Origin of the sequence: Ligilactobacillus saerimneri (genome assembly GCF_036689625.1) — a bacterium.
GTDB lineage: Bacteria > Bacillota > Bacilli > Lactobacillales > Lactobacillaceae > Ligilactobacillus > Ligilactobacillus saerimneri.
This window is the reverse complement of the sequence record NZ_CP144759.1, coordinates 1318627-1334840: the sequence shown is the minus strand read 5'-3', so window position 1 is coordinate 1334840 and position 16214 is coordinate 1318627. Positions and strand designations below refer to the sequence as shown.

Annotated in this window: 11 protein-coding genes and 1 pseudogene; all 12 read left to right on the top strand. The window is 42.9% G+C overall.

All coding sequences use genetic code 11. The features are described 5' to 3' along the window. The first annotated feature begins 83 nt into the window (after positions 1-83). On the top strand, positions 84-3368 hold the full coding sequence (locus tag V3C97_RS06545) for a serine hydrolase (RefSeq protein WP_338434044.1): 3285 nt from the start codon (positions 84-86) through the stop codon (positions 3366-3368). 228 nt (positions 3369-3596) lie between these two features. Continuing rightward, positions 3597-6902, top strand: a complete 3306-nt coding sequence (locus V3C97_RS06540) for an SEC10/PgrA surface exclusion domain-containing protein (protein ID WP_338434043.1) — start codon at positions 3597-3599, stop codon at positions 6900-6902. 347 nt (positions 6903-7249) lie between these two features. Then, positions 7250-7759: a GNAT family N-acetyltransferase gene (locus tag V3C97_RS06535; protein ID WP_338434042.1), complete on the top strand. Its 510-nt coding sequence runs from the start codon at positions 7250-7252 to the stop codon at positions 7757-7759. A 54-nt stretch (positions 7760-7813) separates the two neighbouring features. Next, positions 7814-8410 (top strand): histidine phosphatase family protein, encoded by a 597-nt coding sequence (locus tag V3C97_RS06530; RefSeq protein WP_338434041.1) that lies wholly within the window; start codon positions 7814-7816, stop codon positions 8408-8410. A gap of 214 nt (positions 8411-8624) precedes the next feature. Beyond that, positions 8625-9566: a phosphate/phosphite/phosphonate ABC transporter substrate-binding protein gene (locus V3C97_RS06525; protein WP_009552160.1), complete on the top strand. Its 942-nt coding sequence runs from the start codon at positions 8625-8627 to the stop codon at positions 9564-9566. Between the two features lie 81 nt (positions 9567-9647). Then, positions 9648-10406: a phosphonate ABC transporter ATP-binding protein gene (phnC, locus tag V3C97_RS06520; protein ID WP_338434040.1), complete on the top strand. Its 759-nt coding sequence runs from the start codon at positions 9648-9650 to the stop codon at positions 10404-10406. A gap of 7 nt (positions 10407-10413) precedes the next feature. Next, positions 10414-11205 (top strand): phosphonate ABC transporter, permease protein PhnE, encoded by a 792-nt coding sequence (phnE, locus tag V3C97_RS06515; protein ID WP_338434039.1) that lies wholly within the window; start codon positions 10414-10416, stop codon positions 11203-11205. Between the two features lie 14 nt (positions 11206-11219). Then, a complete protein-coding gene (gene phnE / locus V3C97_RS06510; protein ID WP_278838300.1) occupies positions 11220-12014 on the top strand; it encodes a phosphonate ABC transporter, permease protein PhnE in 795 nt (264 codons plus the stop codon). Positions 12015-12016: 2 nt separating this feature from the next. Then, positions 12017-13557 (top strand): annotated as a pseudogene (locus tag V3C97_RS06505) (bifunctional metallophosphatase/5'-nucleotidase). Between the two features lie 548 nt (positions 13558-14105). After that, entirely contained in the window at positions 14106-14582 is a 477-nt protein-coding gene (locus V3C97_RS06500) for a PTS system mannose/fructose/N-acetylgalactosamine-transporter subunit IIB (protein WP_009552150.1), read from the top strand. Positions 14583-14599: 17 nt separating this feature from the next. Beyond that, a complete protein-coding gene (locus V3C97_RS06495) occupies positions 14600-15397 on the top strand; it encodes a PTS mannose/fructose/sorbose/N-acetylgalactosamine transporter subunit IIC (protein WP_009552149.1) in 798 nt (265 codons plus the stop codon). Beyond that, the gene (locus V3C97_RS06490; RefSeq protein WP_009552147.1) at positions 15390-16208 is read left to right on the top strand and encodes a PTS system mannose/fructose/sorbose family transporter subunit IID; all 819 of its coding nucleotides are present in this window, start codon (positions 15390-15392) and stop codon (positions 16206-16208) included. The genes V3C97_RS06495 and V3C97_RS06490 overlap by 8 nt, the downstream gene beginning before the upstream one ends. Positions 16209-16214: the final 6 nt, after the last annotated feature.

Below are 16214 nucleotides of genomic sequence, written 5' to 3'. Positions count from 1 at the left end.
TTGTTGTAAGCATTTTTTTGGTTGCTTATAATAATGATGATAAAAGTTTTTAATAATGAAATTGTTTTGGGAGATGAACTATTTTGTTAACAGATAATATCAAGAAGCGATACAAAATGTACAAAGCAGGGAAGTCATGGGTTGTTGCACCGCTAGTATTTTTGGGTACTACTGCGGGATTGGCATTGGCGAATGCTCATGTTTATGCGGATGACAGCGGAGTTCGTGATGAGACAACGACAAATGTAACCAGAGTCATGTCAGATCAAAGCTCTGCTAGTAGTTTGGATGCGACGGACTCAAGATTCTCGACGTCACAAACTGTTGTTACTAAAGAAACACAATCAGCAAATGGTGTAGTAGCTGCGGAAACAGAAACGGCTACTAGTACTGCGAAAAATAATTCAGGGACACTGGTAGATCCGCAAGAGGCCTCAGACTCAAGTAAAAAGGATACGGACAAAATCAAGACTAATATGGCTCAATCAAGTCAACCAGCTGTAAAAAAGGCTATGGCTACTGCGCCAGCTGCTCCACAAGCACCAGCACAAAATAAGCTGAAGGCAGCCACTATCCAAACAACAAGCTTTCCTAAGCCAGCTGATGCTGTTGAAAAGCAAATCAATGGGTACTGGTACCTGTATAATCCAAAAACTAATACAAAATACACAGGCTTTCAAACATTGAAGGATGGGCGAATTGTCTATTACAACGGTTTAGGCCAGATGCAATATGGTGAACAAAAGATCGGGTCCGGTTGGACCTGGTATTTATTTGATAAGTGGACTGGGGCAATGAAGACCGGTTTCCAATACATTCCTGAATATAAGAAGACGGTTTACTATGCTAAAAATGGCCAAATGCAATACGGGTGGCAACAAGTTAATGGACACTGGTACTACTTAACAAATGGTTCTGGTGCGATGACTAAGGGCCAAAAGCAAATCGCCGGTCATTGGTACAACTTTGACCGTAATAACGGTCAAATGTCCACCGGCTTTACATACCTGCCAGATGATAAGAAAACCGTTTACTATGCAGATAATGGTTGGATGGTATACGGTGAAAAACAAATCAATGGCTACTGGTACTTATTTGAACAAGGTAGTGGACGAATGTTGACGGGCTTCCAAAAGCTCCCTGACGGACGGACCGTCTACTACAATAATCAAGGCCAAATGCAATATGGTGAACAAAAGATCGGGTCCGGTTGGACCTGGTATTTGTTCGACAAGAGCAGCGGAGCAATGAAGACTGGCTTCCAAACTTTACCTGATGGCCGTAAGGTATATTATGCTTCTAATGGACAAATGCAATACGGTGAACAACGAATCGGTGGCTACTGGTATTTATTTGACTCAGCCAATGGGGCAATGAAGGCGGGGTTCCAATATATTCCGAAATACCAAAAGACGGTTTATTATGATGAAAAAGGCCATATGCAATATGGTTGGCAGAAGGTTAAGGGTCACTGGTATTACTTGGAATATGGTTCTGGTGCAATGGTTAGAGGTCAAAAGCAGATTGCTGGTCACTGGTATAACTTTGATCAGAATAACGGGCAGATGTCCACAGGTTTCACTTACTTACCCGATGATAAGAAGACGGTATACTATGCAGCTAACGGTTGGATGCAATACGGAGAAAAACAAATTAATGGTTACTGGTACCTGTTTGAAAAGGACAGCGGTCGGATGTTGACTGGTTTCCAAGGACTTCCAGATGGGCGAACCGTCTATTACAACAATCAGGGTCAAATGCAGTATGGCTGGCAAACAATTTCTGGACAGAAATATTATTTTGATTTAGGTTCCGGTGCGATGGCCAAGGGGCGTCAAACCATCGCTAATGCAACTTACTATTTTGATCCGACTAGTGGCATTATGAAAAAAGGTGAGTTTTTCTATGACCAAAAAAACGCCTTACTATTATATGCTACTAGCACCGGACAATTAGCTAAGGCTGGTGAGCAAGACATTGCAGGGACAACCTGTGTGTTCGACGATCAAGGAGCCGTGGTCCATGTGCCAGGAGAAGCTCAGATTGCTGGTCACTGGTATTTGTTTGGTAAGAATAATCAAGTCTTGGTTGGTTTTCAAAAATTATCTGATGGGCGAACGGTATATTATAGTCCGAAAACTGCACAGATGCAGTATTATCAGCAGCAAATAAATAATCACTGGTATCTCTTTGATAAGGGAAGTGGTGCGATGAAAACCGGCTTCCAACGCTTAGATGATGGGCGAACTGTTTATTATGCAAGCAATGGGCAGATGCAGTACGGTGAGCAACGAATTGGCAAGGGTTGGACCTGGTACCTCTTTGATAAGTGGACAGGTGCGATGAAGACGGGCTTCCAATATTTAGCTGATCAAAAGAAGACAGTTTATTATGCAAGCAATGGGCAAATGCAATACGGGCAGCAAAAAATCAATGGTCACTGGTATCTTTTTGATAAGGTCAGTGGGGCAATGAAGACGGGCTTCCAGTACATTGCAGAACAAAAGAAAATTGTCTACTATGCTGGCAACGGGCAGATGGTATATGGCTGGCAAAACATGTATGGTAACCGGTATTTCTTCGACCGTGAAAGTGGTGCCCAGGCTAAAAGTGAAATCTTGCGGATTGACGGGCATTATTATGCTTTTGATGGTCGGGGAAATGCCCATGATTTCAATGAATTGAATAGCTTGATTAATCGGTTAGGGTCGAATATTTCTGTGGCTATTCAATCTCAGCGCTCGGGTCAGATCTATACTTACAGTAATGCCGGCAATCGGCGGTATAATACTGCAAGTACTGTCAAAGTTGCTGTTTTAGCAGAACTGCTACATAACAGAGGGGGTAATTTAACTGCCGAGGAACGGCATTTAGCAGAAATTATGATTAGAAATAGTGATAACGAGGCTACTACCAATTTGATCCGCTATCATCTAAGAGAAGCTGGCAGTCCGGTTAACCGCTTGTACCGCGATTTGGGGATGAGGAATACCACTCCTAGTTCATCGTGGGGAGCTACGCAGACTACCCCAGCAGATCAGTTAAAACTGTTATATCAGATTTTCATGACAGATCATTCTTCCTACCTTAACCGCAAGTCCCAGGATTATATCAGACACTTAATGCATACGGTTAGTGCTGGACAACGGTGGGGGATATCCGCCGGAAGCAGTGATTATTATCTGAAAAACGGCTGGGTACCTTTTAGTTGGAATGGTAATGATCCATGGTTTGTTAATAGTATCGGTTTTATCCCTAACAACGGTCACGGGTATACAATAGCGATTTATAGTGCTAACAACCCATTTTCCCAGGGAATTAACAAGATTGAACAGGTGGCAAGAAAAGTTAGTCAAATGCTTAAATAAGCTAAACGAAAGAGGCTGGAGAATTCTATTTTTTCCAGTCTCTTATTTATTGATGGCTTACAGACAATATGGGAAATAATAAGCCTAGGGACTACAAGCATTTGAACACGAAATTTATTTTTCTGTATTTTTATACCCCAATTATAGGTAGCATTGACGCTAATAATTAAACGGGATAAAATTTATGTGTAAACGTTTTTTATACATAGTTATCCGAGGAGGGTTTTTATGAAAAAAGCAAGACTTAAGGCACTGACATTGGCAACAGTTGCTACTTCGGCCACAATTGTGGCAGCTAACAACCAGACGGTTCACGCGGCAACGCCAGTTAGTTCCCCAACAGATACACAAACGCAGGCAACAACGACTAAAGAACAATTAGAAGCAAAGGTTGCAACGGCAAAAACAGCCTTGGATCAGGCTCAAGCCCAAGTACAAGCTGCACAAGAGCGACTTGCTCAAGCTCAAGCAACCGCCAAACCTGACGCTCAAAAAGTTCAGGCAGCTCAAGCAGATTTAACCCAAGCAACTGCCCAACAGACTCAGGCGCAAAAAGAGTATGATGAAGCCCAAGCCAATCTCAAGCAACTACAAGCAGAAAATACAAATTTAGATGACAAGATAAAGCAAGCGCAAGACCAGATGACCCAAGCTAATCAATCCGAGCAAGCAGCCCAAAATGAGGTTACGCAGGCCCAAGCCGATGTAGCTACTGCCCAAACAGGGGTTGAGCAGGCCACGCAAGCCCAAACGGACGCCCAAAAACAAGTACAAACAGCAACTGCTGCTGAGCAAGCTGCTCAGGATACAGTGACAGCCAAGCAACAAGATGCTGATCAGACCCAAGCTGCGGTCACCCAGAGTCAGGCAAAGGTTGACCAAGCCACGCAAGCCCAAACTACTGCCGAAACTGAAATGAACGAAGCTCAAAAACAGGCGGAGGCTGCCCAAACCCAGGCCAGCCAAGTTCAGGAGCAACTGCAACAAGCAGAGGCAGAAGCCACTACTGCCTCTGATAATGTAACAGCCAAACAAGCTGATGTGACTCAAGCTGAACAGGCAGTGACCGACGCCACGAAAGCCACCATGGATGCAGAAAAAGTGGTTCAAGAAAAGAAGGATGCCCTGACTGCTGCTCGGGATGCGTTAAACAATGTTGGCAGTGATCAAGCCCAGGCCGACTTAGACGCTGCTAACCGACAGGTTGCTGCCAAGCAACAAGCTTTAACGACTGCCCAAGATAGCGTAACCAGTGCTCAAAAAGATGTTGATGCCGGAAATAAAGCCCAAGCATTGGCTGAACAAGCGGTTAATGACGCCAACCAAGCAGTAACTGATGCTACAGCAGCGGTTACTGCGGCCCAACAAACCGCTGATCAAGCTGGAACGGCAGTAACCCAAGCCCAGGCCGATGTTGCTACTAAACAGGCCACTGTTGATGACCTCAACCAGCAGCTGGACAATCAGAATACCATCACTTTACCTGATGGTTATGTAGCGGCCCTGCGAGAATACGAAGATAGCAAAACATCTGATGCCAGTGCTGCTGTTGAAAAATTTAAAGATGCGGGGAAAGCTGCTAATAGCTATAAGCATAATCAGGCAGACCAGCAGGTTAGTGTTGATTACAAGAACCTGACGGAAGATCAGCGTAAGGAATTAACAATCTTTGCTGTTGATATGGTTAACCAAATCCGCCAAGCATTCGGGACAGCCCCAATGTTAGCTACACCTAAAGCACTAGAATTTTCTAAGCGAATTACCGATGAAGCATACAATGATGCAAACTGGGATGCCTTTGGCGAGCATATGACAGACGGTAAGAGTCATAACGTTGATGGGATAGACAATATAGCTAACGATATGGACGCAGCTGGTTGGTCGGAAAATATGGGCGGTTCGCTACAATATTGGACTATGGGGAGTAATGGCTTCCAGAAACTACCAATCGGTCCGCAGACCATGGATTCTCTAAAAGAAGCATTGTATGATACGATCGTGCAAATGATGTTTGATGATGCAGGTTCTAAGTGGGGGCATGCTTTGGCCTTTGCTACTTTTGATAGTGGGACACAGGCAACGATGGGGGTTGACTTCGATAAGTATGGTTACTCCCACTTCAACATGGCCGGTGCTAGTGATAGCAATGGTTTTGCTGATAGTCCATATGCACTTTCAAATACAGATGAGCTGAAACAACAACTTCAGGAAGCCCAAACGGCCCTGACAACGGCCCAAAATAACCTTGCGTCTAAACAGACAGCAGCTACCCAAGCTCAAAATGAATTAGCTGTAGCGCAAGATAAACAAACAGCGGCGGAAAATAGTCAAAAGATTGCCCAAAACGATTTACAAAAAGTTAAGGCAGCAGTGGCCCAGGCCCAAGCTAAATTGACTACCGCTCAGCAAACAGCCCAAGAAGCGCAAACAGCTTTGGACCAGGCCCAAACAGCACAAAAAGAAGCCCAGGATAAAGTTGATGCCCTCAATGCTGATCTCCAGACTAAACAGGCCCAGGTAGATCAAGCCCAAGCAGCCTTGGATACTGCCCGTAAGGTCTTAGACGAGAAAAATGCGACTCTGAAGGCTGCCAATGACAATTTGACTGATACTCAGGAAGCTTTAGCTGATGCGCAATCAGAACTCACGGATGCGCAAAATAAAGTTCAAAGTTTACAGCAGCAGTTACAAAACTTGGCTGGGGTTCAGGATAAATTAACCCAAGCTCAGAAGAATTATCAGGCTGCACAGACAGCAGTAACTCAAGCCCAAGCTGATTTGAACGAAAAGCAAAAAGCTGCCCAAACGGCTGCTGAAGCCTTAAAGCAAGCGCAAGCTGAAGCACAAAACAAGCAAACTGAACTGCAAACAGCTCAACAAGCATTAGCTACTGCCACCGACCAAGTAACTCAGGCTAATGACACTTTGCAGACAGCTCAGACTAACTTAGCCACTAAAAAAGCAGCGTTAGCTCAGGCCCAACAAGATACGCAGGCAGCCCAAGCTAATTTGGCGACATTGCAACAGCTACCGACGCGGCTTCAACAAGCCCAGGATCTAGCCACAACCAAGGCCACGGCTTTGGCTAATGCACAGCAAAAATATACTGCTGCGTTGGCAAAATTCAACCAAGTACAAACGCTGGCCACAACGCATGAGCAAGCAGTGGCCCAAGCCCAAACTGATTTGGCTGCGGCTATGGAAAAAAGAGCCCAGGCGCAAGCAGAATATGATGCTGCTCTGCAAGCATTGCATAATTATCATGTTATCGATGAAGTAGTTACAGCAACCGAACAAACAACTAAACCAGATAAACAGCATGGAGTTGGGCAGAGTACAGGGGGCAAAAATAATATGTCGGTAACCCCCGTTCAAGAGTCTGCGACGATTGTGCAAACTAATAAACAAAAACACCAAGCAGGATTGCCACACACAGGGCAACAAGTAGACCCATTAACCACATGGGGAGCACTATTGGTAGCCTTAGGATCATTATTTGGTTTAGCGGTTACCGGACGGAGAAAAGAAGAATAATCTTTGCTAGATAGCAAAAACGAGACAGGAGGAAAATTTTTTTCTTACCTGTCTCGTTTTTTATTCAATAAATAACGTGGAAAATAGCCACAAGTTGATCCACATTGTACACGCCTTGTTCGAGCGTAGCTAAGCTACTCACTGTGAACACTATTCTCAGTTGTTTTTATATGTTGACACTTATTCATAATGCAAATGGTGTATTCCGATAGATTAACCAGCGAGCGTTAAATAAAAATCAAGTTAGCGACAAGAGTATATTGAATTAAGCGTACAGGGAATAAAGAATGTACGCTTTTTTATGTAATGAGTACAATAAGACTAATTTAAAGAAATGAGGTGGTTAGATGAAAATTAGGCAGTTACATAGAGAAGATGATGGGGTGCTTGCTACTATTATTCGGCACGAACTAGAGCATTACCAATTGAATTTGCCGGGGACAGCGTATTTTGATCCTGAACTTGGTCATTTAAGTGAATTTTATCGTTATCCAGGTCGCGGCTACTTTGTAGTGGTTGATGCCAATGACCAAGTCGTCGGGGGAGCTGGCTTTGGGGAGTATGTCCCGAAACGAAAAATTGCTGAGCTCCAAAAAGTATACATTAGCCAGGCTGCTCAAGGGCATGGGTGGAGTTATTCTTTAATCAAAAAGGTTGAACAGGCAGCTAGGGAAGCTGGATATGAGTACATTGCCTTAGAGAGTCATCACCGCCTCGCTGCAGCCCTGCATGTGTACCATAAACTTGGTTACCATTCAATGCCGGCTTCATTGACTACGAGTGATGCGCACAACTTGATGGATTGCTTCATGATAAAGCCCCTAACGGAAACAGGTGACTTCCCCCTTAAAATCTAATGAGAAGCATTGTATAATATATATGTACACGTTTCCAAAGTAGGAGTGATTATAATGAAGAAGAAACTATATCTTGTTCGGCATGGGCAAACACTTTTTAACCGTCTCCACAAGACGCAAGGGTGGTGTGATTCGCCACTGACTGAATTGGGGAAGAAACAAGCACGGGCAGCGGGTAAGTTTTTACAAAATGTTGAATTCGATGCTGCCTACGCCTCAACCTCAGAACGAACCAACGATACCTTGGAATTGATTCGGGATATGCCATATATCCGACTCAAGGACTTGCGCGAGATGAGCTTTGGAACGTTTGAGGGGGCTGATGAATATTTACAGCCTAAAAATTGGTTTATCGACAACCCATCTGCTTTTGTGCAGTATGGCGGTGAAGATATGGCCGATGTTCAAAAACGAATGAATGAAACAATCACCGCGATTATGGAAATGGAAGGGAACAACACTGTCCTGATTGTATCGCATGGTGGGGCGATCGGGAACTTCCTTCACAAATGGGCTCCAGAAACAGTTAAGATGATTCGGAGTCAACGGGGGATCCCAAATTGCACTGTTAGTGAAATCGAATATGATCCAGCTACTAAGACTTTCGAGTTGATCATTATGACTGATCCTGGTCGTTGGTACATGGATTAACAATATATTGAATACTGGTGGAACGCTATGTTTCATCAGTATTTTTATTTTTTGAAAAAAGTTCGTCTTTTGATAAAAAATTCAATTTTTTTAATTTTTAATGTGTGATTTTATATCAAAAAGTGAATTATAGAAAATAATGTTTGATAAATAGTTCGTTATTTAATATATTATTTGCGTAGTAAAGAAAAAGAACATCGAGAGGGAGCAAAAAATGCGAATTTTCAAAAAGGTTTTACTTGCATCATCTGCTTTATTAGTAGCTGCAGGGTTAGCAGCTTGTGGTAAATCATCATCTAGTTCATCTAAGTCATCTGGGGATTACACTCCTAAAGAACTGACAGTTCAGTTTGTGCCTTCATCAAATGCCAACAAGATGGAAGCCAAGGCTAAGCCATTGGAAAAACTATTGAAGAAGGAATTAGGTATTCCAGTTAAGGTTAGTGTTTCTACTGACTACAACACTGTGGTGGAAGCCATGGGTTCTAAGAAAGTTGACGTTGGTTTCTTGCCACCAGACGCATATGTTTTAGCTCACAAGAATTACGGCGCTAAGGTTTTACTCCAAGCAGAACGTTATAACTACTTGGAACCAGGTGATCGTCAAGGTAACAAGTTGGTAGATTACTACCATTCGCAAATTTTAGTTCGCAAAGATAGTGGCATTAAGAAATTATCTGATTTGAAGGGCAAGAAGATTGCTGTTCAAGACACTACTTCTACCGCAGGCTGGATCTTCCCAGCTGTTTCTCTCTACAAGCATGGGATTAACATCAACAAGGACGGGATTAAGACTGTTCAAGTTAAGGGCCATGACCAAGGGGTATTAGCTGTCTATAACAAGAACGCAGATGCAGCCTTTGTTTTCCAAGGAGCACGTAACTTAGTTAAGAAGGATGCTCCTGATGTAATGGATAAAGTGGTTCCACTCTATCAAACACCTAAGATTCCAAATGATACGATCACTGTCCGGGGAGATATGAGTCCAAAGTGGCAAAAGAAGATTTCTCAAGCCTTCAAGAAAGTTGTTAAGACTAAGGAAGGTAAGCAGATCATGATGGACGTTTACACTCATGCAGGTTACAAGGATTCCAAGGACAGTAACTTTAATACTATTCGTCAGTATGACAAGATTGCTGAAAAGCTGAATAAGTAACTTTTAACACGTTTGATAATTTTTGGGGCTGAGGAATAATCATTATTTCCCGGCCCTTTGTTTATGAAGTGAGGGAGAAATATGGCTGAGAAGTTAATTGAATTTCAACAGGTGCGCAAAGTTTACCCTAATGGGGTTGTGGGGCTTGATAACATTAATTTGACGATCAATAAGGGGGAATTTGTTGCAGTTGTGGGGTTGTCTGGTGCGGGAAAAAGTACGCTGATGCGGACGATTAACCGCATGCATGATATTACGAGTGGCGACATCTTGCTCAATGGGCGTTCCATTGTTGCTTTAAAGGGAAAAGAGCTACGGCAATTGCGTCGGGAAATTGGGATGATTTTCCAAAACTTTAATCTGGTTAAGCGTTCCAGTGTTCAACGGAATGTTCTTTCGGGACGCGTAGGGTATTATCCAACGTGGAAGAGTGCTTTGGGACTGTTCAGCAAGGAAGATAAAGAAAAGGCAGAATTAGCCCTCCAACGGGTAAATATGGCAGAAAAAATCTATACCCGGGTGGACCAACTTTCAGGTGGACAACAGCAACGGGTAGCCATTGCGCGAACTTTCATGCAAGACCCGCAAATTATTTTGGCGGATGAGCCGATCGCTTCCTTGGACCCAATGACTACTAAAGAAGTAATGGATGACCTCAAAAAACTCAACCAAGATTTTGGTATTACCGTTATTGCCAACTTGCACTCGGTTCCGATTGCTATGGAATATTCCGATCACATTATTGGGTTACGGGCAGGTAAGCTGGTTTATGACCAACCGATTGCGGCTGTAAAGCAAACTGACTTTGATGAGATTTATGCCGAAAAGCAAGAAGGGTAGGGATTTTATGAACAACAAGATTCCAAAAAGAACCTTCGTCCAAAAATATCACCTAATTGGGTGGGGTTGGACAGTTTTATTTGTTATTCTTTTGGGCCTTTCATCAGCTATGACTGGGGTTGATTGGGGGACTTTTTTCACCAATCTAAATCAGTTTTTTGTCCTAGTTGAACAGATGGCTTCTCCGGCCTGGGACTATATTGATATCATTTGGCAACCACTGCTGGAAACGATTCAGATGGCCCTGATTGGAACTACTATTGGGACAGTATTAGCGGTGCCTTTTGCGATCATTGCTGCCCGTAACATTGTTAAAAATAAAGTGGTTAGAAGTGTAATTCGCTTGATCCTCAACCTAGTACGGACCCTCCCAGACCTGCTATTAGCAGCACTATTTGTGGCGATTGTTGGGATCGGCCCGACAGCAGGGGTTTGGACACTGGCAGTCTTTTCTTTTGGGATGGTTTCAAAGCTCTTCTATGAAGCAATTGAAACTATTGACGAAGGACCACTAGAAGCACTGCGAGCAGCTGGAGCCAACAAGATGCAAATTATCATTTTTGCTGTGTTGCCACAGATTTTGAACAATTTCGTAAGTTACTTTTTGTATACTTTTGAAATTAATGTCCGGGCGTCAACTATTTTAGGTTATCTTGGTGCCGGTGGGATCGGGGTATATCTCCAACGGTCACTGTCATCATTCCAGTACGCACAAACCGGGGTCATTGTCATCGTTATTTTTGCAGTCGTAATTATCATTGATGGCTTTAGCAATTGGTTAAGGGAGAAGTTGGTATAATGAGTATTAGTACGATGAATAATAAAAAAGAAACCTGGCAGCGGTATAGTTGGTTAGGTTGGGGTGTAGTCATCATTGCTATTTACATTTGGGCTTTAACTGGATTGCAATTCTCAGGTGTACAAGAATCAGCCCGAGAAGTCAGTTTTTCCATCTTGCATGGTCTCACCCATCCAGATTTTTCATATGTTTATAATGGCAGTGGTGAAGATTTAGTCAGTTTGATTATCCAGACCTTGGCGATTGCCTTTCTGGGGACCTTTGTTTCCGCTTTGCTCAGTGTGCCCTTTGCATTCTGGGCTGCCCGGACAGATAAAAATAGTCGGTGGCACGTCCGGTCAACAACGGGAAAATTGGTTTTGGTATTTATCAGAACTTTTCCAGAAATTGTTTTGGCGATCATGTTTATTAAAGCGGTTGGTCCAGGATCTTTTGCAGGGGTTTTAGCGGTTTCAATCCACTCAATTGGGATGTTAGGGAAGCTATTTTCTGAAGCAATTGAAAACATGGACCGTGGAGCAGATGAAGCATTAGAAGCAGCTGGGGGTAACCGAGCAGATATCTGGTTGCTAGCAACATTTCCGACCATTTTACCTGAATTTATCAACTATACTTTGTACCGGTTTGAAATTGCTGTACGGTCAGCATCGATCCTGGGAATGGTTGGTGCCGGTGGGATCGGGACTCCGCTCCTCTTTGCAATTCAAACTCGGACTTGGGACCGAGTAGGGATTATCTTACTGGGAATTATTATCATGGTAACGGTAATTGACTGGGTTTCAGGGACATTACGAAAGCGATTGGTGTAAAAATGCGGTTAAGAATTTTATCAACTAGTGATGTTCATGGCAATATTTATCCAACTAACTTTGCTACCAAAGATGCCTATAACCCCTTTGGTTACCTCAAAGATATTGCCATGATTAAACAGATTAGACAGCAATACCTGGATGATATTGTGGTTTACATTGAAAATGGGGATTTTATTGAGGGTGCTCCGATGTCGTCTTATGCCTTTAAGACCCAAGCAACTGACCACTTCGATCAGATGTTTAAGGAATTGACCCAAGAAGCAGAAGCTGATGTGGGAATCTTAGGGAACCATGAGTTCAATTATGGGATTGATTATATTAAGCAAGTATGGCAAGACGTTACCTATCCTTTACTCTCTGCCAATATTTTGGAAGATGGTCAGCCTTTATTTGCTCCGTATACTGTTATTGAAAAACAAGGCGTCAAAATTGGAATCGTAGGGGTAACCACCCAGTATATTCCCCACTGGGAAGAACCGGACCATGTGAAGCATTTGACCTTCCAGTCAGCTTTAACTGCAGCGCAAAAATACGTAACCCAGCTCCGACCAGTAGTGGATGTAGTCATTTTGGCTTACCATGGAGGGTTCGAGGCAGACTTGGAAACGGGGCAGCCGACAGAAACCGATACCGGTGAGAATGAAGGCTACAAATTGTTAACGCAGATTCCTGGAGTTGATGTAGTGGTGACTGGACATCAGCACCGTCAGATTGCAACGATTGTGAATGGAATCCCGACAACCCAGCCCGGGTATCGGGGCGAAAAAATCGGGCAGATTATTCTTGATTTGGATGAAAACAAGCAGGTTGTCAATGCACAGGCCGAATTGTTGTCTGTGGCATCGGTTCCACCTGACGCAAAGATGTCACGGTTGACTGCGCCATGGAAGCAAGCAGTTGACGCGTGGTTGGACCAGCCATTAACAACAATTACGGGAGACATGTTGATCCATGATCACCTGCAAGCACGCTTATATGGGCATCCATATCTGGAATTAATTAACCAAGTAGAAATGGCGGCTACGGGAGCAGATGTTGCTTCTACTGCTTTATTTAATAATGAAATTCGCGGCTTGGATCCGCAAGTAACGATTCGGAATATTTTAAACGGTTATCCTTATCCTAATACCCTGGTAGTAGAACGGGTAACGGGGAAGGATTTGCGGACAGCACTAGAACGGTGTGCCTCTTTCTTCGAAGTGGATGATGCCGGGCAAGTGACAGTAGCGCAAAAGTTTGTTTATCCCAAAGAGCAATTCTATGATTATGATTTTTATAGTGGAATTGATTATACTTTTGACCTACGACAGCCAGTAGGGCACCGAGTAGTGCGCTTGCAATACCATGGTCAAGAGCTAGGTGATCACGATCAAGTAGAAACCAGTACCGTGGAATCGGCGGAGGGGAATACCCGATGTTTAGTGCTGACAAGATCGTTCGCAAGTATGAAGATGATGTGCAAGGCTTACTGATTGATTATTTAAGCCAACACGCTACTTATCAAGCACAGCAGCCGGCTAATCTAACAATTAAATATTAAAATCAGGGACGCATTTAACCGAAAAAAAGGATAAATGTGTCTTTTTTATGCGCAAAATTGTAGGGATGAAAAAAGAATAGAAAAAATTTCTAAAAATTAAGGTGTTTTTGGTATCAAGAAAATACAAATTTGGTATCAAAAAGGTGGTTTTTCCCAGGAAAATGACACCACGAGCAAAGAAAAAGGTGTTAATTATAGTTGCGAGGTGATTATTTAACCCTCAATGGGGCCTAATCAGCAGTGAAACCGGTATCAAAAAAGCGACAGGTAGACAAGAGTGTAGCGTTCAAACAAAAAACTGTTAAACCGCTTTCTTTAATTAATTTAATGTACCATTTTGCCTGGGATTTTTCCCGGGAAAATGAAGCATAATGTCAAGATATAATAAAAATTACTGAAAAATTGACAGATAGTTCAGAAAAATGAAGCATGTTCCAAGTTGGATGGGTTAAATCCCTAACCGTCCTCAAAGTGAAAACGCATTCATTTTATGTGCTATATTATTTGCGTCAAGAAGAACAGGAAAAAATAGAAAAGAGGAATTGATTATGTCATTAGTATTAGCACGTGTCGATCAACGTTTAATTCACGGGATTGTTGTAACCCAGTGGGCGGGTGCAACCCAGGCCAAACGTTTAATGGTTGTCGATGATGAAATTAGCAAGGATGAAACCCAAAAGGTTGCTATGCGGATGAGTAAGCCAGCTGGTACGGGGATGTCAATTATTGACACTGAAAAAGCCATCACTAATTTCAACAAAGGTAAATATGATAACCATAATGTATTCTTAATTGTGCGCGAACCAGAAACTTTACTCCGGTTACTCCATGGCGGGGTTAAGATTCCTAAAGTAAACATCGGCATTATGTTCGATGGTGAGGGTAAGCAAACAGTAAAAAAGATGGTTTCTGTTAACCAAAAAGAAATTGATGATTTCAAACAATTACAAGCAGAGGGTGTTCCAGTTACCTTCCAGTTTGTTCCTAGTGATACTGAAGAACCTTTGGAAACATATATCAAGTAGTGAGGATGTGAATAGAAATGTTGCAAGGTTTATTAATTATTCTTTTATCAATGTGGATGGTCCTTGACCAACAAGGCTTGGTACTTTTGACTTGGTTCCCAATTATGGTGGCACTAGTTGCCGGGTTGATCATGGGTGATATGCATACAGCGATGGTAATCGGGGGTACTTTCCAGTTGATGGCCCTCGGGGTTGCCAACATTGGGGGCTCATCAGTTCCTAACTGGGGCTTGGCCACAGTTGTGGGGATCTATGTTGCCTGCCGGACGACCCATGATATTGAACAAGCTAAGGCAGTTGCTTTAGCCGTAGGTGTTCCAGTTGGGATGTTAGGGATCCAATTAGACGTTGTTGCTAAGTTATTGAACTCTTGGGTTAACCACCGGGCTGAAAAAGCTGCTCAAGAACATAAATTTGAAAAGATGTTCCGTTCCTTCTGGATCGGGCCAGTGATCTTCTCCTTATCCACTGGTTTGCCAACTGCTCTGTGTGTCATTTTCGGGAGCACGATCGTTAAGGTCTTGTTGAAGGCAGTGCCAGTTTGGGTTACTAACGGTTTGTCAATTGCCGGGAACATGTTGCCAGTAGTCGGGATTGCATTACTGTTACAAGTTATGCCGGTTAAGAAGTATATGTCAATGTTAATGATCGGTTATGTTTTTGCTGCATACCTCAACGTACCAATGTTAGGGGTATCAATTATTGGGGCAGCCATTGCCTACTACTACTTCACTGTTGAAATGAAGAAGAGTTCAACTCCAGCTGCAGTAGCGACAGCAACTGACGATGAGGAAGGAGACGACTGGGATGAATAACGAAATTGAAACAAACAAGATTTTAACGAAGAAGGATATTCGGAAGGCTGCTTTCCGGTATATGTTCATGGCTTGCAATGCCTTTAATTATGAAAACCAACAAGGGACCAGTGCTGTATGGGGCTTAGGTCGGGCACTGCGGAAAATCTATCCTAATGATGATGACTACTTGAAGTCTTTGAATAACCAATTTAAGTATTTCAACACCACTACCTGGATGGGGAACATTCTTCTAGGTGCTAGCTTGGCTATGGAAGAAAAGGATGGCTTGGCAGCTCTGGATACAGTTCAAAACTTTAAGACAGGGATGATGGGACCTTTAGCAGGAATTGGTGATACTTTGATCTGGGTACTTTACCCAACAATCATTGGATCCATTTCAGCATACATGGGTCTGCAAGGTAACCCAACCGGCGCAATTATCTGGCTATTATTAAACATTTTCTTCTTATTCTTTAGATTTAAGCTGTTCGATTTAGGCTACAATTCTGGTTTGAAGTTGGTAACAACTTTAGGGGAAAAGATCAACGTCTTCACAGAGGCAGCTTCAATCATGGGCTTGACTGTAATCGGAGCTTTAGTTCCATCAGTAGTCAAGATGAAGGTAGGCTTGGTCTTCACAACTGGGAAGGTTAAGATGCCAATTCAAACACAAATCCTAGACAAGATTATGCCAGCATTATTACCAGTGGCATTGACATTTGTAGTGTACAAGTTACTGGTTTCCAAGAAGATGACAGTTATCCAAATGATTTTTGCAATCATTGCTTTGGCATTAGTATGTTCCTTCTTTGGGATTTTGACGGTTTAAGATGAG